The sequence below is a fragment of the Sutcliffiella deserti genome (genome assembly GCF_020037475.1).
GTDB lineage: Bacteria > Bacillota > Bacilli > Bacillales > Bacillaceae_I > Sutcliffiella_A > Sutcliffiella_A deserti.
Map to the genome: position 1 here is coordinate 253,244 of NZ_JAIQDB010000001.1, position 21,752 is coordinate 274,995.

Consider the following 21,752-nt stretch of genomic DNA (forward strand, 5'->3'; position numbering starts at 1 on the left):
AATTTATGGACGCTTTCTTAATACATGGAAACTAAATTTATCTGCGCGAAAATAATTAATGGAATATAATATCGGTTCATCCTCTTGATCATAGTGCATTTGCTTCAATACTAGCATAGCGGTTTCTGGTTCGCATTCCAATATTGGTGAGATTTTGTCATGGTACCCCACTGGTTCAATATGAGTAACGGCATAGGATACATACCTGCCAGCTTCTTGTTCTAATAGTTCTAGCAATGACTCGTTTTTGTATGACTGGTAGTCTTCCACTATTGATGTAGGAATTTTATCAATACAATATACCACTGGTTGATCATTAGCAGTTCTAACTCTTTCAAAATGAAGTAATTGTTCTAATGAAGGATCATTAAATTTTTTAATGTCTTCTTCCGTTGGACTTTCAATCGTAGAAGTTAAAAAAATGGTTCCAGCCTTCATACCTGCTTGTGAAATCATTTCGGTTACACTGTTTAATTGTTCAATACCAGAGGAGAATACAGGTTTTGAGTTTACAAAAGTACCTACTCCATGACGACGTATAACAATGTTCTCTTCCTCTAGTACACGCAAAGCTTCTCTGAGAGTTGCCCGACTTACTCCCAAGCTACGCGAAAGTTCAAATTCAGATGGAAGTTTTTCTTTTTCTTTATAGATCTTATTTTCGATATCTTGCTTTAATCTATCTACAACAAGTAAGTATAAGTGCCTACTGTCTGACCGAATCGACATAAACCTGCCCCCATTAACCGTTTACACTCTTAAATTATGTATGCCCCTTTTATCCAAAATAATATAACACTATTCTGAAACAAAATAAATAGAAAATTAGTAATTCAGATTATTTAAATTATTGTCATATTGAAAATTAATATAAAAATATTCAAAAGGTCCTTGCAAATGCAAGAGTGGGTTCTACTGTAGCAATCCAACAAACATCATCAAATTGTACACAACAAAAAACCCTGGGACAAAACGAAAAAACCACAACTAAAATACGAATAATTTCAGTCGTGGCTTTAAATACCGTTATTGATTCTGTGTTGACTCATGATGAAAAGAGCTGACCCAATTTATGATCCGACATCTTCACTGTTGTTTGTGACTAAGACCGTTCGTGGTTTACTTCCTTCATATGGTCCTACAACCCCTCTTGATTCCATTGCATCTATTAAACGGGCAGCCCTAGTATAGCCAATTCTAAACCGTCGTTGAAGCATGGATACGGAAGCTGTTTGCATTTCTAAAATAAGCTGTACTGCATCATCATAAAGATCATCATCCACTTCTTCTACTACTTCATTAATTTCTTGAGGTATCATTTCTTCTTGGTATTGTGCTTTTTGTTGATCAATAACAAAATCTACAACTCGCTGTACCTCTTCATCCGATAAAAATGCGCCCTGGACCCTCACTGGCTTAGAAGCACCTACAGGCAAGAACAGCATATCCCCTCTTCCCAATAGTTTTTCAGCGCCACCCATATCCAAAATGGTTCTTGAGTCGGTTTGAGAAGAAACGCTAAAAGCAATCCGAGACGGAATATTGGCTTTTATTACCCCTGTAATAACGTCTACAGAGGGTCTTTGCGTAGCGATAATTAGGTGAATACCTGCAGCACGTGCCATCTGTGCAAGCCGTGTTATACAGTCCTCTACTTCAGAAGAAGCAACCATCATCAAATCGGCTAATTCATCTACAATAACTACGATATAAGGCAAAGAAGGTTGCTTTGCTTCATCGTCTTGATTATGTCTTTTTATGTAATCATTATAACCCTCAATATTTCTTGTACCTGTATGAGAAAACAACTCATAGCGTCTCTCCATCTCGTTAACTACTTTTTTCAGAGCCTGAGCGGCTTTTTTAGGGTCCGTTACTACAGGTGCAAGTAAATGTGGAACACCATTGTACATATTTAATTCTACCATTTTCGGGTCGATCATCATCATTTTCACTTCATGAGGTTTAGCTCGTACAAGTAAACTAGTAATGATCCCATTAATGCAGACACTTTTCCCACTACCCGTTGCACCTGCAACTAGTAAATGGGGCATTTTATTCAATTCAGCGACTATCGCCTCACCAGATATATCGCGACCAAGCCCAATCAGTAGTTTGGCATCCAAGTTTTCAGCTTGTTTTGTATCAAGTACCTCTCTAAGAGAAACCATGGCCACTTCGTTGTTTGGCACCTCAATGCCAATCGCGGATTTGCCAGGAATCGGAGCTTCTATTCTAATATCTTTTGCTGCTAATGCTAGAGCAAGGTCATCACTTAAATTAACAATTTTACTTACTTTAACTCCAACATCGGGATACACTTCATATTTTGTTACAGCCGGACCTAGGTGAACCTTAGTCACTTTTGCCTTAACACCAAAACTCGCAAATGTTTTTTCTAATTTTCTTGCATTTTGATAAATATTTTCATGTTCGGTTGTTTGGTGATTTACAACCGGTTCGTCCAATAAGTCCAAGGATGGTAGTTGATATTCTTTATTTTCCACTTCTGTAAAAGCCATTGGCGTTGCGATAATATCCTCCGATGCCCCTTCTGCTTTATTGTCAACTTCTTGTTTAACTCCATTTCCTTGCTTTTCATTCTCCCCTATTGCATGCTGCTCTGAACGATCATTAAATGATGAAATAATTGGTGGAGTAAGGGTATCCTCCTTATTACCATCTACAACAATAACCTCTTCCTCAATAGAGGATGGCACAGCTTTCTCTTTCTCTTTTTCTTTCTTTTCTTTTTGCTTTTCATTTTTGCGTTCTTTACTGTCTAATCTCCAAGCTTTCATATCTTCCATAAAAGCTAACCACTGATCTTTTACAAAAGAAAAAAGACCTAGTGCAACTTTAATTACCGTATCATTTAATGATTTTCCGGTAACTAGAATAATACCTATTATTATAAAAATGGTTGCAATCCATTGAGCACCTTTAGCATCAAATAAAAGATGAAAAAGGGCATACAAGATGGCTCCCAGCATACCACCGCCTAGATCAGTGGTGCTTGTTTCTCCATTTACCTCGAACCAAAAGAGTTCCCATGTATTCGCAATAACAGATGGATCAACAAAAGAACCACCTCTTGACAACATTTTAAATAATGTCACATGACTTAGTAAAAGTATCGACATTATAATAATATAAACTCCTACAAGTTGCCTTGTGAAAAAGGGGGGCAAATCACGTTTCCATATAATATAGCCTGATAATATCAGCAGTCCGAGTAGCATAAGCATGTACCATTCGCCACTAAAAAAGCGAAACAATAAAACGAATGCTTGTCCCACCATTCCAAGCTTTGCAATAGCAATACACGTAATAGCTAATAAAAATAGACCCATCACTTCAAAGGTGACTGTTCTTTTCCATTCATTTCGATTTTTACTTTTTCTTTTTTTTCGCTTTGTCATTTCATTCACCTATCTACTAGCATAATGAGAAGAAGAAAGCAGCCAAACATTCCTGGCTGCTTTTTCCTCTGATGCTTGTATTATATCATAAGCAACTATTCTTTAAAGGTTGTTTCAATAAAATATAGTTAAATTAGCAACCAGACATCTATTTCTATTCTCCTATATTTATCATTTGTCCTGGAGAATACTCGCTGTTCAGATAATGGGCTGGATCTGTACTGAGATTGCGGACGATTTGATAAGAATTTGTTTCTGTTTTTTGAACCATTAATGAAATTCCGTTATAATCCACCACTCGTTGCTTTTCATACTCACTGTTCTCCACCGGGTAGATTGCTTCATAAGGCATCATCGTATACAAAATCATTGAAGTAGTTTCCCCTCACCTTCTTGGCGTTCTTCCACCAATTCATTTAACTTTCTTATTGCCTCCCCTACACCACCTACGCTATCAATTAATCCGTATTCTACTGCATCTGATCCAACAACATTTGTTCCTATATCTCTTGTTAAATTTCCTTTAGTTAGCATTAATTCTTTGAACTTTTCTTCTGAAACATTCGAATTCTTCGTAACAAAATTAATAACACGGTCTTGCATTTTATCTAAGTACTCAAATGTTTGAGCAACCCCAATTACTAGTCCTGTTAGGCGAACAGGATGGATGGTCATAGTCGCAGTTTCAGCTATAAATGAGTAGTCACACGACACAGCGATTGGTACTCCAATAGAATGTCCCCCACCTAATACCAGTGACACAGTGGGCTTAGAAAGGGACGCCAACATTTCAGATATAGCAAGTCCTGCCTCAACATCCCCTCCGACTGTATTTAATATAACCAACAGTCCTTCGATATTGGGGTTTTGTTCAATCGCAACAATTTGCGGGATGACATGTTCATATTTGGTTGTTTTGTTTTGAGGTGGCAACTGTACATGTCCCTCAATTTGACCAACAATGGTTAAACAGTGGATTTTTGAGTCTGGTGTCATTTGCGCAATATTCGTTTGTCCTAGTTGTTGGATTTTATTAACAAGCGAATCTTTGCCTGCATCTTGTTTATTTGGTTCTTGCTGTTGCTGATTTGATGACTGATATGTAGAATCTGACATATATTTTTGCTCCTTTCAATCCTTTCCTTAGGAAGGCTATTCGATTATAGTATTCACCCATAAGATATTTTCATTCTATAATGCTTATTAATATTGAGCTTGTATTAAACACATCGCTAATGATTTCCGATAAAATATAACTTTTTCGAAGGGCCGTGAATTATTGGTAAGGGTTGATCTTTAGAATAAAAGTTTGCCCAAAATTGTCTTAGCAATAAAAAAAGCTGCCTAAGCTTTTACACTTTAGGCAACTTTTCATTTTCTATACTTCCATGATTATAGGCAATATCATCGGTCTTCTTTTGGTTTTTTCATATAAATGCTGATTTAAAGATTCCCTTATTTTCAACTTTAAACTGGACCAATCCATCATTTGTTCTTTTACAGCTTTATCTAAAATATCAATTACAATAGAGTTTGCCTTTTCAAGAAGTTCTTCTGATTCCCGTACATATACAAAGCCACGTGAGATTATTTCTGGTCCGGCAATAATGGTTTTTTTCCCTCTACCTATCGATACAACCACAATAAGTATTCCATCTTTTGAAAGAAGTCTTCGATCTCGCAAAACAATATTTCCAATATCCCCTACACCAAGACCATCAATCAAGACATTTCCTGCATAAACTTTTCCAGCGTACTTTGCTTCTCCACCGTAAAACTCTATGCATTCACCTTTATCAAGAAGGAATACAGCTTTTTTATCTATCCCCACACTCTGGGCAACTTTGGATAACGCAATTTGCATTTTATACTCCCCTTGAATTGGAACAACAAATTTAGGTTTGAGTAAATTTAACATTAGCTTTAATTCTTCCTGGCAACCATGACCCGAAACATGAATTTTTTTCTGACCGTAAATAACAAAAGCACCAGCTCGATAAAGTTTGTCTATAACTTTTGAAACGTTAATTTCTGTACCTGGCGCAAGGGAGGCAGCAATCATAACGACGTCACTTTCCTTAATTTGAACATGCTTATGTGTGCCTTTTGCCATTTTTAAAAGTGTATTCATTAACTGTGAATGGGTTCCTATGGTAAGGACTACTAATCTTTCATTATCAGTTTTACCCATATCACTTAAAGATATCTCAAGGTTTTCGGGTATTTCCAAGTATCCTAGCTTAGTAGCCAGTTCAAGGATTTTGTTGCTTGATTGAGAAACAATGACAAGTTTTCTTTTACTGTCGATGGTAGCTTGAACGATTTGTTGTATTCGAGAAAGGTTGGTAGCTAAGCAGGCAGCAAAGACTCTGCCTTTTGAGTGATAAATCACGTCAGCAATTTCTTGCTTGACAAGGGATTCCGAAATAGTATACCCAGGCTTTTCTGCATTTGTGCTATCAGAAAGAACACATAGTACTCCTTGATTTCCAATTTTAGCTATTTTACCCATATCAGTATTATTTGCTAATTGAGATTGATCGAATTTAAAGTCCCCTGTATGCACAATTGCTCCTTGTGTGGTGTGAAAACAAATGCCAACAGAGTCAGGGATACTGTGGTTCGTTCTAAAAAAAGAAATCTTTGTATTATTTAACTGAAGAATCGTATCTCCCGTTACTTCGTGAAAAGTAACTTGTTCGGATAACACTTCCCCCTTTATAAGCTCTTGTGCGAGTGCCAATGTTAATTTAGTGCCATATACAGGCGCTTTTATTTTTCGAAGAATATAAGGTAATCCACCTATTTGCTCTTCATGCCCATGAGTTAAGAAAATTCCTTGTATTCTATCTTTATTTTCCACTAAGTAAGAAATATCCGGTATTACCATATCGATACCTAGCATGCCATCTTCGGGTATCATTACTCCTGTATCAATAACGTAAATATATTGATCTATTTCTACCACGTACATGTTTTTACCAATTTCCCCTATGCCCCCAAGGGAGAATACTTTTACTTTCTCAACCATTTCTGTACTCACTCTGCTACCTCCTACATATATGTAAAATAATTATGAAGATCCTGCATGCTTCTTTTTAAGCTCAAGAGTAATATAGTACCTCTATTTATGAACGCAAAAGGCGCAGCAACACCCAGGGGCGCTCGGAAGTCTTCTCGCCTTTAGTCTGCCAGGCCTTCCTAAGCACTATCTCCCACAGGAGTCTACGCCTTTTGCTTAAATCTTAGGCTTGAGCCATGCTCAAAAATAAACGGTACGAATTTTTTGCCCTTTTACCTTTTACTAAAAGAATGTCCGCTCCAGTCACTTTCCATTATTATAGCGTACACAATAATTGGAATACAAGAAATTTTATAAAAAAGGAAACCTTTTTAAACCCACCAAACTGGACTGAGCCTTACGAGATAAAGGAAACACAAAGAGTGCTAGCGATTCGATGATCAAGCTTCCACAACGTAAATTTTTTACGCTAAACCATAAAAAAAGCCAAAGCCACTATTTAACTCTGGCTTTGACTTTTTCACTATGATTTACATAGATTGAATCATACTTGTTAATTTCGATCGTTCTTCTATTGATAGTGGAATTAAAGGAAGTCTAACTCCCCCCACATCTAACCCTTTTAGTTGTAGAGCTGTCTTAACTGGTGTGGGGCTAGGGGCACTAAACAATTCTTTCATAATAGGAAGCAATCCTTGGTGAATTTTTGCTGCTTTAGCGACTTCACCCTTTTCAAATAAATTGACCATGTTTTGCATTTCGTTCCCAAGTATATGGGATGCTACGGAAACAACGCCATCTCCTCCAATGGAAAGGACTGGCAGTGTAAGGCCATCATCTCCACTATACAAAAGAAAGTCATCCGCTGTACCGGCGATAATCTCAGTCATAGCATCCAAGTTTCCACTAGCTTCCTTGACTGCGATAACATTAGAGATTTCTGAAAGTCGACAGATTGTTTCTACTGACATATTAACAACAGATCTACCCGGAATATTATATAACATTACTGGTAAGGATGTTTCGGCTGCAATTGTTTTAAAATGCTGATAAAGACCTTCTTGACTTGGTTTGTTATAGTACGGAGCAACTAGCATAATTGCATCTACGCCTATTTGTTCTGCTTTTTTTGTCAATTCGATGGACGATCTCGTATTATTACTACCTGTACCAGCTATTACAGGAATTCGTCCTGCGGTCACCGCTACTACATGGCGAAATAAAGCAATTTTTTCTTCCGTGGTTAAGGTTGGAGATTCTCCAGTAGTACCTGCAACCACTAAAGAATCTGTACCATTTTTAATTAGATAGTTCACTAGTTGCGTTGTCTTTTCAAAGTCAATATTCCCTTTATTATCAAAGGGGGTAACCATTGCAGTTGATATTTTGCCAAAATTAATCATGTAATAAAGTCTCTCCTTCTTCTATGACGGTTTGGATGATGGTTAGTTGTTTTTTTGCTAGATTAAATGCTTTGTGTAATGCATTAACAGCCTGTATCATGTCATCTTGTTTCACGAGGACCCAAATGGTTGTATGACTGTCGGCTGATTGGAGAATGGGAATTCCAAGCTCTGATAAAGCTGTTACAATTGTAGCTGTCACGCCAGGAACCCCTGTCATTCCAGCTCCTACAGTTGCTACTTTTGCGCAATGGGGGGTGACCGTCGGCTCATACCCTAAGCCTCTAAGAACGCTAACGGCTTTTTCACACATCTCATCTGTTATTGTATATACCACACTTGTAGGAGAAATATTGAAAAAGTCTACACTGATCTGCTCATTTGCCATTGCTCGAAATACTTCGGTTTGGATACCGTAATTTCCTTCTTTTGCATACACTTTTATTTGTGTAACATTTGGAACATGAGCAATACCGGTAATAAGCCGTTCTTTGACATAAGAGTCTTTATTCACTTTATCTAAAGAAGTAACAAGTGTTCCTGGAGATTCGGAATAAGTAGAACGCACACGAATCGGAATTTTAGCTTGCATCGCAATTTCAACAGCTCTTGGATGAACAACCTTTGCTCCTTGATATGCCATATTACAAATTTCATTATACGTTACAACCGGGAGGGGCTGTGCATCTTTTACGATACGGGGATCTGCGGTCATAACGCCTTCCACATCTGTAAAAATGTCAATCCATTCCGTTTGTAGTGCAGCACCTAATGCTGCCGCAGAGGTGTCACTCCCTCCACGTCCTATTGTACAAATATCTCCATTCCTTGACTCCCCTTGAAAGCCCGCTACAACAACCACTTCATGCTTCTCTAAGGCTTCTAAGAGCCTCTCCGTTTTCACACCGATAATTCGAGCATTTGTATGGTCATTGTTTGTTCGAAATCCTGCTTGGGGACCATTTAAGGAGGTAGCTGCTAATCCTTTCTTCCTAAGCATACTGCTAAATACAACCGAGGAAATGATTTCGCCGCAAGATAATAATATATCTACCTCTCTTTTGGAAATGTTTTCTCCTCCATTGTCTATTAAACTTAATAAGGTATCTGTTGCGTAAGGTTCTCCTTTACGCCCCATGGCCGATACAACTACCACCACTTTAAATCCTTCATCTACTGCTTTTTTTATATGTTTATAGGCATACTCTCTGCTTTTTTCGTCTCTAACGGAAGTACCACCAAACTTTTGAACAATGATCTTCACTTTTGACACCTCTTTGTTTTAAAGCATCCATAATACTTACGAACGTTGCTGTCAATTTAGTACATAATGTACTAGAATTCATTGTTCAAGATATAAGGTGTGGGGGAGCCAGCAGAAAAGAAAAGGCCGGGCTGTAAAGACCTTTTTTTAGCTTATGTTAAACATCTTTTGATTTCAACAGAAGGGTAGAAAAATACTACATTAACACTCTTTATTAACAGAGCCTTCTGTTTAGCACTTATTCTACGATTCCTAGTTTGACTAAGCTCTCTGCAATTTGTACAGAGTTCCAAGCTGCACCTTTTAGGAGATTATCAGATACGATCCATAAGTGAAATCCTCTTTTGTTATCAAGGTCTTGCCTGATTCTACCTACAAAAACATCATTTAATCCAACACAGTTTGCCGGCATAGGATAAATTTGCTCTTGCGGGTTATCTTGCAACACCACACCAGGAGCATTTGCTAACAACGCTCTAATATCTTGAACAGTAGCATTTTCGTCTTCTACTTCAATATATACTGACTCAGAATGTCCTGTGACAACTGGCAAGCGTACACAAGTTGCTGCAACCTGGAGTTTTTGATCATTCATAATTTTTTTTGTCTCATTAATCATTTTTAATTCTTCAAATGTAAAGCCGTTTTCTTCAAATTTATCAATCTGGGGAACGGCATTAAATGCAATCTGATAATGTTTCTTTTCACCTTTAACCGGTAGTATGGAAGGGCTAAATTCTTCATTGTTTAAGATTGCTTTTGATTGGGTTTCCAATTCTTCAATAGCAGCTGCTCCAGCGCCTGAAACCGCTTGGTAGGTTGAAACAATTATTTTATTCATTCCATATTTTTTTCTAATAGGCTCTAATGCCACAACCATTTGAATAGTAGAACAATTTGGATTGGCGATGATTCCATTATGTTTTGTTAGATCTGCCTCGTTAACCTCTGGAACAACAAGAGGGACATTCGGATCCATGCGAAAAGCACTTGTATTATCAACAACAATAGCCCCTCTTTTTGCTGCTTCTGGAGCAAGCTCTTTTGATACGTCTCCTCCTGCACTGAATAATGCTATATGAACACCTTCAAATTTTTCCGGTTCAGCTTTTTCTAACGTATACTCTTTACCCTGAAATGTTACCTTTTTACCTGCAGAACGTTCTGACGATAATAGGGTAAGTTTCTTGATAGGGAAGTTTCTTTCTGCTAAAGTATGGAGCATTTGCTGCCCAACTGCCCCGGTTGCACCTACTACTGCTACATGAAAACCATTCATTGATAAAGCACCTCTCTATTACAAAATAACTAGCATAAACATTGATTCTTAATTTATAATTTTATCACATTAATCCAATAAAGAAGAGAAGAAAGTTTTATTTACTCTCTTCTCCTCTATGATCTATATTATAAATCATCTTTATATCGTTCTACAATAACAGGCTGAATTTGTTTATGCTCCAGTGCTTGTAGGACTGTAGGTACTAGCATTTCCATTCTTGCCACCATAGAGTTTGGTTTTTTATCCGGTGAATCTTGCCCAAATGGGATAAAGTATATATTTTTAGTTGACATAAGCTTCATTAAATTCATTCCATTTAAACCGAGCGCATCGTTTGTGGAAATCCCTAAGACTACAGGATTTAAATTTCTTAATGTTGCTTTTGCAGCCATCAATACTGGTGACTCTGTTAAAGCATTTGCGAGTTTGCTCATTGAATTTCCTGTTAACGGAGCAATAACCATGCAATCTAATGGAAGTTTGGGTCCCAGGGGTTCTGCTTTTACAATTGAATTTATAATTTTATTCCCAGTGATTTCCTCAATTTTCTTAATCCATTCTTCCCCTTCACCGAACCTTGTATTAGTATTTTGAACGGTATAGGAAACAACAGGTATGACATCTGCGCCTGCGTTCACTAGTTTTTTTAATTCCGGTACGACCGCATCATACGTACAGTGAGAACCTGTTAAGCCAAAGCCTAATCGTTTTCCTTTTAAATCCATGATTAATTCTCCTTTCGCCGTTCTAAGCCTTTTTCAAGTAACTGTGATAATACATTAGCTACAATCTGTCCGGCAGTTTTGGGTGCTACAATGCCTGGAAGCCCTGGGGCTAGCAATGCTTTTATTCCCCTTTTTTCAGCATAGCGAAAGTCCGTTCCACCTGGTTTTGAAGCCAAGTCAATTATTAGAGTGTGATTAGGCATTTTCGCAATTACATCTGATGTAACGATTAAATGGGGAATGGTATTAATAACAACATCTACGTCTGCCATATTGGAAGATAAATCATTTAATGAAAAAGGAGTTAATCCCATTTCAAATATACGTGCGATATGTTCAGTTTTCCGTGCACCAACACGTACATTGGCACCCAGTGCAGAGAATGTACGCGCTACGCTCATTCCTACTCTTCCAAGCCCTAAGACTGCCACTTTTGAATTATGAATGGTTATGTCAGTATGTTGAATGACCATCATAATTGTTCCTTCAACCGTTGGAATGGCATTATAGATTGCTACATCATCTCTCTCAAACAGTTGAACCAGATTCCTGTTAGTTGCGTTCACTAACTTATCTAAATAATCATTGGTAATGCCAGAATAAATTGTACAGTGATTAGGGGTGTTTTTAACCATTTCTTCCGTCAACACAATCTTTTCGTTCGAGAAAATGGTATCCACCTGACCCTCTAAATTCGTCCCAGGTACTGGTAGGATTATTGCACCAACAGTGGAAAAATCCACTTCATCAATTTGCTCTTTTGAAGCGCCTGTAAAGCCGTGGTCTAATTGATCAAACCCTACAAGTGAAAGTTTTGCATCTAGCTCAATTAGCTTGCGTATCACCTCGAGCTGCCTCGCATCACCGCCAATGACAGCTATGTGCATTCCGGTCAGCATATATTGTTCACCTTCTTCTGTTTCTTGGAAGTATTAAAACATCATCTCAACTTTTCTTACTTCCACATCTTATGTCATCTAGGTTCATTCTGTGATTGAATATGGAGAAAGAGGAATTTATGTTTTCTCAGTGTTAAAAAGCGCAAAAAAAGACCTAGCATTAGCTAGGTCTTCCAGAATGTATACAAAGTCGAGGAACCCTATCTATTCAAGGGATTTCATAAGCAAACATCCACTAGTACGAGAAACTTTTAAAGGTCTTTTTAAACACCGTTGTTCCTCTCCACGAAAGGCTTCGCGTCCGCGGGGCGCTTGGGAAGCCTCCTCGGCTAATCGCCTGCGGGGTCTTCCCTAAGCACTACCTCTTAGCAAGGAGTCTCCGCCTTTCGTTCCGATCCACAGCTGGGGTACTTTGAATTAATGTTACTCATTTGAAATAGAAATTCTTAGGTAAAGTATGGAGAAATCTTTCTATTCAAGGGATCTTATAAGAACACAACCACTTGTACAAGAAACTTTTAAAGGTCTTTTTGAACACCGCTGTTCCTCTCCACGAAAGGCTTCGCGTCCGCGGGGCGCTTGGGAAGCCTCCTCGGCTTACGCCTGCGGGGTCTTCCCTAAGCACTACCTCCCGCAGGAGTCTCCGCCTTTCATTCCGATTCACAGCTAGGGTACTTAGAATTCAATGTTGCTTATCTAAAACTAAAAACCAATGGTAGTTAAAGTTAAGAATCACCTGTAAATTCAAAGAATCTTCATAAGGAGGCATCTCACCCCTTACAAAGTAAAGAAGGCCATCAGATATAAAGTGCCCCCCCTGTGGATTGAAGTGCAAGGTGATCGACTCCTGCGGGCGATAGCGGTAGACGGGAGACCCCACAGGCGCAGCCGAGGAGGCTCCCGCACCGCACCGCGGAAAGCGATCACCTGGAACGCAAAGGAACAGGGTTTTAAGAAGCTACTCTAATATTTTCAGGCTGGCTCTCCAAGTGAAAACTTTAATAAGCAATGTAAAGAAGGTCACCCCATCTAAAGTGCCCCCCCTATGGATTGGAGTGCTAGGTGATCGACTCCTGCGGGCGATAGCGGTAGACGGGAGACCCCGCAGGCGCCGCCGAGGAGGCTCCCGCACCGCCCCGCGGAAAGCGATCACCTGGAACGCAAAGGAACAGGGTTTTAAGAAGCTACTCTAATATTTTCAGGCTGGCTCTCCAAGTGAAAACTTTAATAAGCAATGTAAAGAAGGTCACCACATCTAAAGTGCCCCCCCTATGGATTGGAGTGCAAGGTGATCGACTCCTGCGGGCGATAGCGGTAGACGGGAGACCCCGCAGGCGCAGCCGAGGAGGCTCCCGCACCGCCCCGCGGAAAGCGATCACCTGGAACGGAAAGGAACAGGGAGGATAGAAAGAATTCTCCTTATTTTAAGGTTAGCCCCTAAACCGTAACTAATATGAGCAATGTAAAGAAGGCACTCACATATAAGGGCTCTCCCCCTTTGTATTGGAGTGCAAGGTGATCGACTCCTGCGGGCGATAGCGGTAGACGGGAGACCCCGCAGGCGCAGCCGATGAGGCTACCGCACCGCCCCGCGGAAAGCGATCACCTGGAACGAAAAGGAACAGGGAGTTAAAACTTCACCTCAACCTTTCCCTGGAACAGCACTTTAAGTAAAGAATCGCTAAGGTGTTTACTCTTCATCATCTGGTATGTCTATAATAATCATATCGGTTCCAATTTTCTTAATATGCAGCCATGGTACCCGTATCTCATTGCCTTCTTTCTTCAAACCGAACCATTTCACGGAAGGAATAATCAGTGACTTGATTTCTCCTGTATTTTCATTAATCTCTAAGTCTGTATGCCCTAAAATCCCTAATCTTTCAGCACGCTTTACATCTACTATTTCTTTTCCACTCATTTCACTTAATCGCATTACAAACCGCCTCCTTATATTAACTATATTAAGAGGTGTCCAAAAAAAAACCTGCTAGTTATAACCAGCAGGTAAAAAAATTATTATTCATTCATTGTTTGTGGCAATTCGCCATTGGGGCTTATTAAGGCTGCAGAATAATCATCAGTAAATATCCTTTTCGCTAAACTGTTCACTGACTCTTCTGTAATCGTGTTGATACGATCTAATATATCATCAAGTGATCGATGTCTACCAAGTAATAACTCATTTTTACCATTACGGCTCATACGGCTATTCGTACTTTCAAGGCTCAACATCAAGCTGCCTTTTATTTGTTCTTTACTATTTATTAATTCTTTTGTAGTAATTCCATCTTGTTTTAGTGTATCAAGTGTCTTTTGGATGGTCTCAAAAAGCAGATCAAGTTGGTGGCTTCCCGTTCCCCCATAGATAGTTAACATACCATTATCTTGATATGTGGAATGATAAGAATAAACAGAGTATGCTAGCCCTCTTTCCTCACGCACGTCCTGGAATAACCGGCTACTCATGCTTCCCCCTAGAACATTGTTCAACACGATTAAGTTATAAATATCTTTATCGCCAATTCCTAATCCATTATAGCCTAAGCATAGATGTGCTTGTTCTGTTGTCTTTTTCTTAGCAATGCGACCCGTTTCAAAGACAGGTTTTACATAATCACGTTTAGAGAAACCTGTTGTGTAGCTGCCAAAGTGGCTCTCGATTTCTTTAATAAAAGACTCTTCAATATTACCAGCAACAGAGATTACTACATTGTCAGGTGTGTAGGTCTCCTTCATATAATCACGTAAAGTTTCTCCATTAAAACCGGATAGTGTCTCTTCCGTTCCTAAGATGGGATAACCGAGTGGATGGTTACCATAAGTAGCCTTACTAAGAACATCGTGAACGATGTCGTCCGGTGCATCTTCATACATTTTTATTTCTTCATATACTACATTTTTTTCCTTTTTCAATTCTACCTCATCGAAAATGGACTGAAAAAACATATCTGCAAGCACACCAAGTGCATAGGTAGAATGTTCGTCCATTACTTTTGCATAATAACAAGTATATTCTTTAGAGGTAAAGGCATTAACCTGTCCTCCAATAGAATCAAAAGCCTCTGCAATTTCTCTTGCATTTTTTGTTTTGGTACCTTTAAAGAACATATGCTCCAAGAAATGAGATACTCCATTATTTTCTTTATCTTCGTTTCGAGATCCGGTTCCAATCCATACCCCAATCGCTACAGATCGAACATGTGGAATGTTTTCTACTACAATTCTAACTCCATTTGAACATGTATGTTTTGTAAGCAACGATAAATCCTCCTATTCGAGTTTGCAAAATCTAGTGATGGTTTCTCTCCTCGCTCAGTAAAGTGGAAACTGTCCCAAGATCAAGACCTTTCTCTTTTATTGAGATGATAAGAGTTTCTAAGCTTTGAGCTGTGGACGGGGTGGGATGCATTAACACCATTGCTCCTGGGTGAATTTTTCCCATTACCCTGTTAATTAAAACATTAGGTTCAGGCCGTTGCCAATCAATTGTATCCACACTCCACATAATAGTTCCAAGCTTGAGCTCATGTGCAATTTTAACAACTTCATCGCGATAATTACCGCTTGGTGGAGCAAACCATTCTACTTTATTGCCGGTAATTGCTTCAATTACTTCATTTGTTTTCGTAAGTTGTTCCCGGACAGCATCATTGCCTAATGTTTTCATATTAGGATGTGTGTAAGAGTGATTTCCAACTTCGTGACCTGCATCAACAATCATTTTGGCAATAGAAGGGTTTTCTTTTACCCATCTTCCTTCTAGAAAAAAAGTTGCTTGAACTCCGTGCTTTTTCAACGTCTCGAGCATAACAGGAATATGTTCATTTCCCCAAGCAACATTGATTAAAAAGGCAGCCATTTGTTTTTCTGGATGACCACGGTAGATTGGTGAAGGTGGTAGATCAGATAAATGAATAGCCGGTGGAACTTGGTCCATGATAAGTTTCTTTTCGTCAAAAACATCATTTTTTTTCATGTTTTCATAAGATTTTTCCACGTTAACCTTTAAGCCGTTTAACCCTGGTTGTGCTTTCCATACTTTATCTATTTTTGCATCCTGTGGTTCAAGCTCGTAGTCCTCTGCTTTATCTGATATTTCTAGATATAGTTCATCTTTTTGCTTGGATGTTTCAGATAAATTAAATGTTAGAGCGGTAGTGAGTACTTTGGGATCAGGATGACTCACCGTTTTATATGTAAAAAAAGCAACAATAACAAAAGCAAGTAGTTGAAGTGTTGTTCTATTCATTTTATACTTCCCCCTTTCTACTAAAATTTATGTAGAAAAAGGACAAGGTAGAACATAAAGAGATCTCCACTTTAACCATTGCAAAAAAAGCCCGGTGGTTTACCAGGCTCTAACCTTAAGACGGTTGTTCATTTTTTTCTTTTTGCTCTTTTAAAAGGACTTTTCTAGAAAGGTTTACTCTTCCTTGTTTGTCAATCTCCATTACTTTTACTAATACTTCCTCACCAAGTTTCACGATATCTTCCACTTGTTTCACTCGTTCTTCTGCTAATTCCGAGATGTGGACTAGGCCGTCCTTACCACTGAATAGCTCAACAAAAGCACCGAATTTCTCTACTCGTTTAACTTTCCCTAAGTAGATTTCTCCAACTTTAACTTCACGAACAAGGTCTTCAATGATTTTCTTCGCTTTTTCGTTCATCTCGTTATTAATAGAAGAGATAAAGACTGTTCCATCTTGTTCGATATCGATTTTAACTCCGGTTTCTTCAATAATCTTATTGATCTGCTTTCCGCTTGGTCCAATTACGTCGCGGATTTTATCAGGATTAATCGCCATCATTAAAATTTTCGGAGCATATTGAGACAACTCTGTACGGGATTCATTTATCGTAGCCAGCATGGAATTAAGAATGTGAATACGACCAATTTTAGCCTGTTGTAATGCTTCCTCCAAAATCTCACGAGATAAGCCTTCAATTTTAATATCCATCTGAAGAGCAGTAACACCTTTAGCTGTTCCTGCTACTTTAAAGTCCATATCACCTAGGTGATCTTCCATTCCCTGTATATCGGATAAAACTGTGTAGTTTTCTCCTTTTTTAATTAGACCCATTGCTATACCGGCTACAGGAGCCTTAATTGGAACACCAGCATCCATCATCGCTAATGTACTAGCACAAATACTTGCTTGAGAAGTAGAACCATTGGATTCAAGTACTTCTGAAACTAGTCGGACTGTGTATGGAAATTCTTTTTCAGAAGGAATAACAGGTTCTAGTGCACGCTCACCAAGAGCACCGTGACCAATTTCGCGTCGTCCAGGGCCTCTCATCGGTCCTGTTTCCCCTACACTAAAGAGCGGGAAGTTGTAATGATGCATAAACCGCTTTTCTTCCTCAATCCCTAATCCATCTAAGATTTGAACATCCCCTAATGCACCTAGAGTACAGATACTTAAAGCCTGTGTTTGTCCACGAGTAAATAGTCCAGAACCGTGAGTACGAGGCAGCAGGCCAACTTCAGAAGCTAAAGGACGGATTTCGTCACTTTTACGACCATCTGGACGCACTTTCTCTTCTGTAATTAGTCTTCTAACTTCCTCTTTCACAAGTTTACTTAATATTTCATTAACTTGTTTTAAAGTATCGGCATCTACTTCTTGCTCTTCATATCTCGCAATGACAGCTGCTTTTACTTCTTTGATAGCTGCTTCACGCGCATGCTTTTCAAAAACTTGAACAGCTGTTGTCATATCATCCTCTGCTAAAGCACGGATTTCGCTTTCTAAGTTTTGATCTACTTCATACAGTTTTACTTCTGTCTTTTCTTTACCAACTGCTTGTACAATTTCTTCTTGGAATGAGATTAATCGCTTGATTTCTTCATGCCCAAACATAATAGCTTCAAGCATTATTTCTTCTGCAACCTCTTCCGCTCCAGCTTCTACCATGTTAATTGCATCTTTTGTACCGGCTACAACGAGGTGAATATCACTTTTTTCTAATTGATCTACATTTGGATTTACAATAAATTCGTTATCAATTCTTCCTACTGTAACTCCAGCAATCGGTCCTTCGAATGGAATATCAGAAACAGAAAGAGCTAAGGAAGACCCGAACATGGCAGCCATTTCAGAAGAGCAATTTTGGTCTACACTCATTACAATACTGATTACTTGAACTTCATTTCTAAATCCGTCCGCAAATAAAGGACGAATTGGACGATCAATTAATCGGCTCGTCAAAACAGCTCTTTCACTTGGTCGTCCTTCACGTTTAATAAAGCCACCAGGGATTTTCCCAACTGAGTACAATCTTTCTTCATAATTAACTGTTAGCGGGAAAAAATCCAACTTTTTAGGTTCTTTTGAAGCTGTGGCAGTACTTAATACTGCTGTGTCACCATAACGGACCATTACAGCTCCGTTTGCCTGCTTTGCGAATTGACCTACTTCTACTGAGAGGCTTCTTCCAGCCCAATCAATAGTAAAAATTTGCTTTTCTTGTCCCATAAATTTATTAAACCCCTCTCTCGCATTTCTTATATAGGCTTCTTTTTGGGTGTGTTACCTTTTATGTATAAAGCTAGCCTCAGTGTAAGTTGTTACCACCCTTAATTATCAGTGCAGTCTTGAAAAACTACCATTTGTAGGGTTTGTATAACTGTGAAGTGTGCTAATGCCTTTCACTGGCTTGCAGCAACAATCTTTCATAGTGAGCAGAGCCTTGTAAAAGATAAAAGTAACTCATAGAAATGCCTATTATTCATAAATAACTGATTATAATGTTATTACTATTATGTATAGTATGAACGAAATAACTACAACATATCAATAGTATTCCGTGTTGTATAGGTTAAAAGTTGCCTTTTTACATAAAAATTCTTAAAGGTGGAAATTAAAAATCAACCCTAATTTATACTCTCAAAAAAATACTAATAAAAAAGCGGGAATTCTCCCGCTTTTCCATAAAACATTATCGACGTAAACCTAATTTTGTAATTAGTTCACGGTAACGAGTTACATCCTTGTTACGAAGGTAAGTTAATAAGTTACGACGCTTACCAACCATCTTCAATAGACCACGACGTGAGTGATGATCCTTTTTGTGAGTACGTAAATGCTCGTTTAGGCTGTTGATTTGCTCTGTTAGGACAGCAATCTGAACCTCTGGTGATCCAGTGTCAGATTCGTGAGTTTTGTACTCACTGATTAGCTCTTGCTTACGCTCTTGTGTGATAGCCATCCTATTCACCTCCTTATAGTAAAAAACCCCTATTACCGAGCAAGCGTTGGTGATTCGACTTGCCAAGCAATGGTTTTCGTACGTTTAATAGCATACATCTTTCCGGGTTAAAAAGCAAGTATTGGGCGTATTTTTTTCAAAATAGTCGATTGCTGTTTGCTTATCTTTCTGAATTTGAGCTATAAGGGTATCTATACCGGAGAACTTCTTTTCTTCCCTTATTAAACAGTGCCATTCTACAATTACATGTTCATCATAGATAAATTCATCAAAATCAAATAAATGAACTTCTATTGAAGGAAGGCGCTCTTCTTTCCGTTCATAGAAAGTTGGTTTGTATCCTATGTTACAGACGCCTAAGTGCCAATGACCTTTAACAAATAGACGGACGGCATAGACTCCAGTTCTAGGAATAACATACTCATCAGAGAGCTCGATATTTGCAGTAGGAAAACCTATTGTTCTCCCTCTCTTATCTCCATGTCCAACCGTTCCGCGAATAACATAATAGCGGCCAAGCGTTTGTGGAAGATCCCCTACATTTCCTGTTTGAAGTTGCTCCCGTATAAAGGTTGAACTTACTTTATGATTATTGGTTGTATATTTCTCAATAACATTATATCCAAACTGATTTCGCGAGTGAAAAGGGAGAGTTTCCATAGTTCCTTTACCTAATCGGCCATAAGAATAATCAAAACCTGCCACCACATGTTTTATATTCAATCTTATTATATATAGGTCGATAAAATCTTGCGGAACTAGGCCAGCAAATTCTAAGTCAAATTTAACTACATATAAAATATCTACCCCGAGTGCAGTTAATAGCTTTATTTTTTCTGAAAGAGGTGTTATGTAGCGAACATGTTGAACGGTTCTCCTTAACACCACGGATGGATGTGGGTCAAGCGTCATTACTGCTGTTTCTATGTTTAGTTCTTTTGCCTTTTTGAGCGCTGACTGGATAACCTTCTGATGACCCAAATGGATACCATCAAAGAATCCCAATGCTGCGACAGCAGGATTACACTCATTTTGAGAAAGAGAATGAGGATGTTCTAGATAAACAACTTTCATTTTAATCACCTAAATCTATATATTCATACATTATGTATGCTTAGTATTACACAATAAGTATTAGAGAAGTTCGGTGCTCAATGGAATACTTTTTTCGGCTTCATCAGCCCAGGTTTAGTAGGATGCTTCATATAGATTGCGATACAAGTATTCTGGTGGAAAACTCCAAAATATTCACTATCATCCACGAGTCCTTCTGGAAAAGGTAAAACCGCTCCATTTTGCACTTTCTCTGCTACTTTATCATTTATCTCTAGCTTAGGCAATGATAATAGGGCTTTTTCCATCGGGATCAATACGCTCGAAACTTGATCTTCTGATACAAGATTCTCCAATTCTTCTAAAGTAATCGATTGTTCTAACAAAAAACTACCTGAAGAAGTTCTCGTCAATTTACTCATATGGGCAGGGTACCCTAACATTTCTCCTATTTGAACAGCTAGCGTTCTGACATAGGTTCCTTTGCTACATGTTACTTCAAAAGAAAAACGAACTTGCTTGTTTTCCTTAATAATGTCACTTGTTAAGAAAATATCATGGATTGTAACCTTTCTGGAAGGACGTTCAATTACTTTTCCTTCCCTGGCATACTCATATAATTTTTTTCCATTAATTTTCACTGCAGAGTACATCGGTGGTGTTTGTTCAATCTCGCCTTTTAACTTTTCAAAGATCATATCTATGTGATCTTTTGTAATTGAGGTAGTAACCTCTTTTTCTTCCACAACTTCTCCTGTTTGGTCTTCTGTTGTGGTGGAATAACCTATTGTAACTTCAGCTATGTATGTTTTCTGTTCAGCAGTTAAAAATTCTACTAATTTAGTTGCTTTTCCAATACATAATGGTAAAACACCTGTTACTTCAGGATCAAGCGTCCCTGTATGTCCTACTTTTTTCGTTTTCAGGATTTTTCTCACTTTAAAAACGCAATCATGGGAAGTAAATCCTTTTGGCTTATTTAATACTAAAATTCCATCCAAAAGATGCACCCCTTTCTTCTTGGCTCTATCTGCAACATGCAAGATAAACTAAATTGCTATTTAAAAAGGATAGACACTTCTGCCTATCCTTCTTTACTACTCTTGATCTTCAGAGTCTTTTTTATTAAGTTCATGGATTAGGTCTTCGATTCGATTACCATAATCAATGGATTTATCAATTTCAAAGAAAAGTTCCGGAGTTTTTCTTAAACGAATTCTTCGTCCAATTTCACTACGGATAAATCCTTTTGCTTTAGCTAAGCCAATTAATGTATCCTGCCGCTGGTCATTATCTCCCAATACAGATATATATACCTTGGCTTGTTGAAGGTCCCCGGTAACTTCCACATCTGTAACAGTTACAAAACCTACACGAGGATCCTTAATCTTTCGACCAATAATATCAGAAAGCTCTTTTTTCATTTGCTCCCCAACACGGTTTGATCTGAGTGTCATATTTTTC

At 38.4% G+C, this 21,752-nt stretch carries 18 protein-coding genes; all 18 read right to left on the reverse strand.

Annotation, left to right across the window (positions count from 1 at the left end; genetic code table 11):
* Window positions 1–3 precede the first annotated feature (3 nt).
* The 18 genes from K9B36_RS01210 to rbfA all read right to left on the reverse strand — a co-directional run bounded on the left by K9B36_RS01210 (window position 4) and on the right by rbfA (window position 21,745).
* On the reverse strand, window positions 4–729 hold the full coding sequence (locus tag K9B36_RS01210; RefSeq protein WP_223700166.1) for a GntR family transcriptional regulator: 726 nt from the start codon (window positions 727–729) through the stop codon (window positions 4–6).
* A 341-nt stretch (window positions 730–1,070) separates the two neighbouring features.
* Window positions 1,071–3,422: a DNA translocase FtsK gene (locus tag K9B36_RS01215; protein WP_223700167.1), complete on the reverse strand. Its 2,352-nt coding sequence runs from the start codon at window positions 3,420–3,422 to the stop codon at window positions 1,071–1,073.
* Between the two features lie 154 nt (window positions 3,423–3,576).
* Window positions 3,577–3,792: a YlzJ-like family protein gene (locus K9B36_RS01220; protein ID WP_223700169.1), complete on the reverse strand. Its 216-nt coding sequence runs from the start codon at window positions 3,790–3,792 to the stop codon at window positions 3,577–3,579.
* On the reverse strand, window positions 3,789–4,538 hold the full coding sequence (locus K9B36_RS01225) for a ClpP family protease (protein WP_223700170.1): 750 nt from the start codon (window positions 4,536–4,538) through the stop codon (window positions 3,789–3,791). Before K9B36_RS01225 ends, K9B36_RS01220 begins: the two co-directional genes overlap by 4 nt.
* A gap of 262 nt (window positions 4,539–4,800) precedes the next feature.
* Window positions 4,801–6,465 carry a ribonuclease J gene (locus K9B36_RS01230; RefSeq protein ID WP_399201175.1) on the reverse strand — a complete coding sequence of 555 codons (1,665 nt, stop codon included), beginning with the start codon at window positions 6,463–6,465 and terminating at the stop codon, window positions 4,801–4,803.
* Window positions 6,466–6,974: 509 nt separating this feature from the next.
* Entirely contained in the window at window positions 6,975–7,847 is an 873-nt protein-coding gene (dapA, locus tag K9B36_RS01235; RefSeq protein WP_223700172.1) for a 4-hydroxy-tetrahydrodipicolinate synthase, read from the reverse strand.
* Window positions 7,840–9,111 carry an aspartate kinase gene (dapG, locus tag K9B36_RS01240; RefSeq protein ID WP_223700174.1) on the reverse strand — a complete coding sequence of 424 codons (1,272 nt, stop codon included), beginning with the start codon at window positions 9,109–9,111 and terminating at the stop codon, window positions 7,840–7,842. Before dapG ends, dapA begins: the two co-directional genes overlap by 8 nt.
* 238 nt (window positions 9,112–9,349) lie before the next feature.
* Window positions 9,350–10,390, reverse strand: a complete 1,041-nt coding sequence (asd, locus tag K9B36_RS01245) for an aspartate-semialdehyde dehydrogenase (RefSeq protein WP_223700176.1) — start codon at window positions 10,388–10,390, stop codon at window positions 9,350–9,352.
* A 128-nt stretch (window positions 10,391–10,518) separates the two neighbouring features.
* On the reverse strand, window positions 10,519–11,118 hold the full coding sequence (locus K9B36_RS01250) for a dipicolinate synthase subunit B (protein WP_223700178.1): 600 nt from the start codon (window positions 11,116–11,118) through the stop codon (window positions 10,519–10,521).
* 2 nt (window positions 11,119–11,120) lie between these two features.
* Window positions 11,121–12,017 (reverse strand): dipicolinic acid synthetase subunit A, encoded by an 897-nt coding sequence (gene dpaA, locus K9B36_RS01255; protein WP_223700180.1) that lies wholly within the window; start codon window positions 12,015–12,017, stop codon window positions 11,121–11,123.
* Between the two features lie 1,690 nt (window positions 12,018–13,707).
* Window positions 13,708–13,953: a YlmC/YmxH family sporulation protein gene (locus K9B36_RS01260; protein ID WP_223700181.1), complete on the reverse strand. Its 246-nt coding sequence runs from the start codon at window positions 13,951–13,953 to the stop codon at window positions 13,708–13,710.
* A gap of 83 nt (window positions 13,954–14,036) precedes the next feature.
* Window positions 14,037–15,278 carry a M16 family metallopeptidase gene (locus K9B36_RS01265; protein ID WP_223700183.1) on the reverse strand — a complete coding sequence of 414 codons (1,242 nt, stop codon included), beginning with the start codon at window positions 15,276–15,278 and terminating at the stop codon, window positions 14,037–14,039.
* Window positions 15,279–15,309: 31 nt separating this feature from the next.
* A complete protein-coding gene (locus tag K9B36_RS01270) occupies window positions 15,310–16,269 on the reverse strand; it encodes a polysaccharide deacetylase family protein (protein WP_223700185.1) in 960 nt (319 codons plus the stop codon).
* A 115-nt stretch (window positions 16,270–16,384) separates the two neighbouring features.
* The gene (pnp, locus tag K9B36_RS01275) at window positions 16,385–18,502 is read right to left on the reverse strand and encodes a polyribonucleotide nucleotidyltransferase (protein WP_223700187.1); all 2,118 of its coding nucleotides are present in this window, start codon (window positions 18,500–18,502) and stop codon (window positions 16,385–16,387) included.
* A gap of 463 nt (window positions 18,503–18,965) precedes the next feature.
* A complete protein-coding gene (gene rpsO / locus K9B36_RS01280) occupies window positions 18,966–19,235 on the reverse strand; it encodes a 30S ribosomal protein S15 (RefSeq protein WP_223700190.1) in 270 nt (89 codons plus the stop codon).
* Between the two features lie 84 nt (window positions 19,236–19,319).
* A complete protein-coding gene (gene ribF, locus K9B36_RS01285) occupies window positions 19,320–20,309 on the reverse strand; it encodes a bifunctional riboflavin kinase/FAD synthetase (RefSeq protein ID WP_223700191.1) in 990 nt (329 codons plus the stop codon).
* Window positions 20,310–20,386: 77 nt separating this feature from the next.
* The gene (gene truB, locus K9B36_RS01290; protein ID WP_223700192.1) at window positions 20,387–21,289 is read right to left on the reverse strand and encodes a tRNA pseudouridine(55) synthase TruB; all 903 of its coding nucleotides are present in this window, start codon (window positions 21,287–21,289) and stop codon (window positions 20,387–20,389) included.
* Window positions 21,290–21,385: 96 nt separating this feature from the next.
* The gene (rbfA, locus tag K9B36_RS01295) at window positions 21,386–21,745 is read right to left on the reverse strand and encodes a 30S ribosome-binding factor RbfA (protein ID WP_223700193.1); all 360 of its coding nucleotides are present in this window, start codon (window positions 21,743–21,745) and stop codon (window positions 21,386–21,388) included.
* Window positions 21,746–21,752 lie beyond the last annotated feature (7 nt).

Coding starts and splice junctions, on each gene's coding strand:
- K9B36_RS01210 (WP_223700166.1), bottom strand. CDS start 729: ATGTCGATTCGGTCAGACAGTAGGCACTTATACTTACTTGTTGTAGAT.
- K9B36_RS01215 (WP_223700167.1), bottom strand. CDS start 3,422: ATGACAAAGCGAAAAAAAAGAAAAAGTAAAAATCGAAATGAATGGAAA.
- K9B36_RS01220 (WP_223700169.1), bottom strand. CDS start 3,792: ATGATTTTGTATACGATGATGCCTTATGAAGCAATCTACCCGGTGGAG.
- K9B36_RS01225 (WP_223700170.1), bottom strand. CDS start 4,538: ATGTCAGATTCTACATATCAGTCATCAAATCAGCAACAGCAAGAACCA.
- dapA (WP_223700172.1), bottom strand. CDS start 7,847: ATGATTAATTTTGGCAAAATATCAACTGCAATGGTTACCCCCTTTGAT.
- asd (WP_223700176.1), bottom strand. CDS start 10,390: ATGAATGGTTTTCATGTAGCAGTAGTAGGTGCAACCGGGGCAGTTGGG.
- K9B36_RS01250 (WP_223700178.1), bottom strand. CDS start 11,118: ATGGATTTAAAAGGAAAACGATTAGGCTTTGGCTTAACAGGTTCTCAC.
- dpaA (WP_223700180.1), bottom strand. CDS start 12,017: ATGCTGACCGGAATGCACATAGCTGTCATTGGCGGTGATGCGAGGCAG.
- K9B36_RS01260 (WP_223700181.1), bottom strand. CDS start 13,953: ATGCGATTAAGTGAAATGAGTGGAAAAGAAATAGTAGATGTAAAGCGT.
- K9B36_RS01270 (WP_223700185.1), bottom strand. CDS start 16,269: ATGAATAGAACAACACTTCAACTACTTGCTTTTGTTATTGTTGCTTTT.
- pnp (WP_223700187.1), bottom strand. CDS start 18,502: ATGGGACAAGAAAAGCAAATTTTTACTATTGATTGGGCTGGAAGAAGC.
- rpsO (WP_223700190.1), bottom strand. CDS start 19,235: ATGGCTATCACACAAGAGCGTAAGCAAGAGCTAATCAGTGAGTACAAA.
- ribF (WP_223700191.1), bottom strand. CDS start 20,309: ATGAAAGTTGTTTATCTAGAACATCCTCATTCTCTTTCTCAAAATGAG.
- rbfA (WP_223700193.1), bottom strand. CDS start 21,745: ATGACACTCAGATCAAACCGTGTTGGGGAGCAAATGAAAAAAGAGCTT.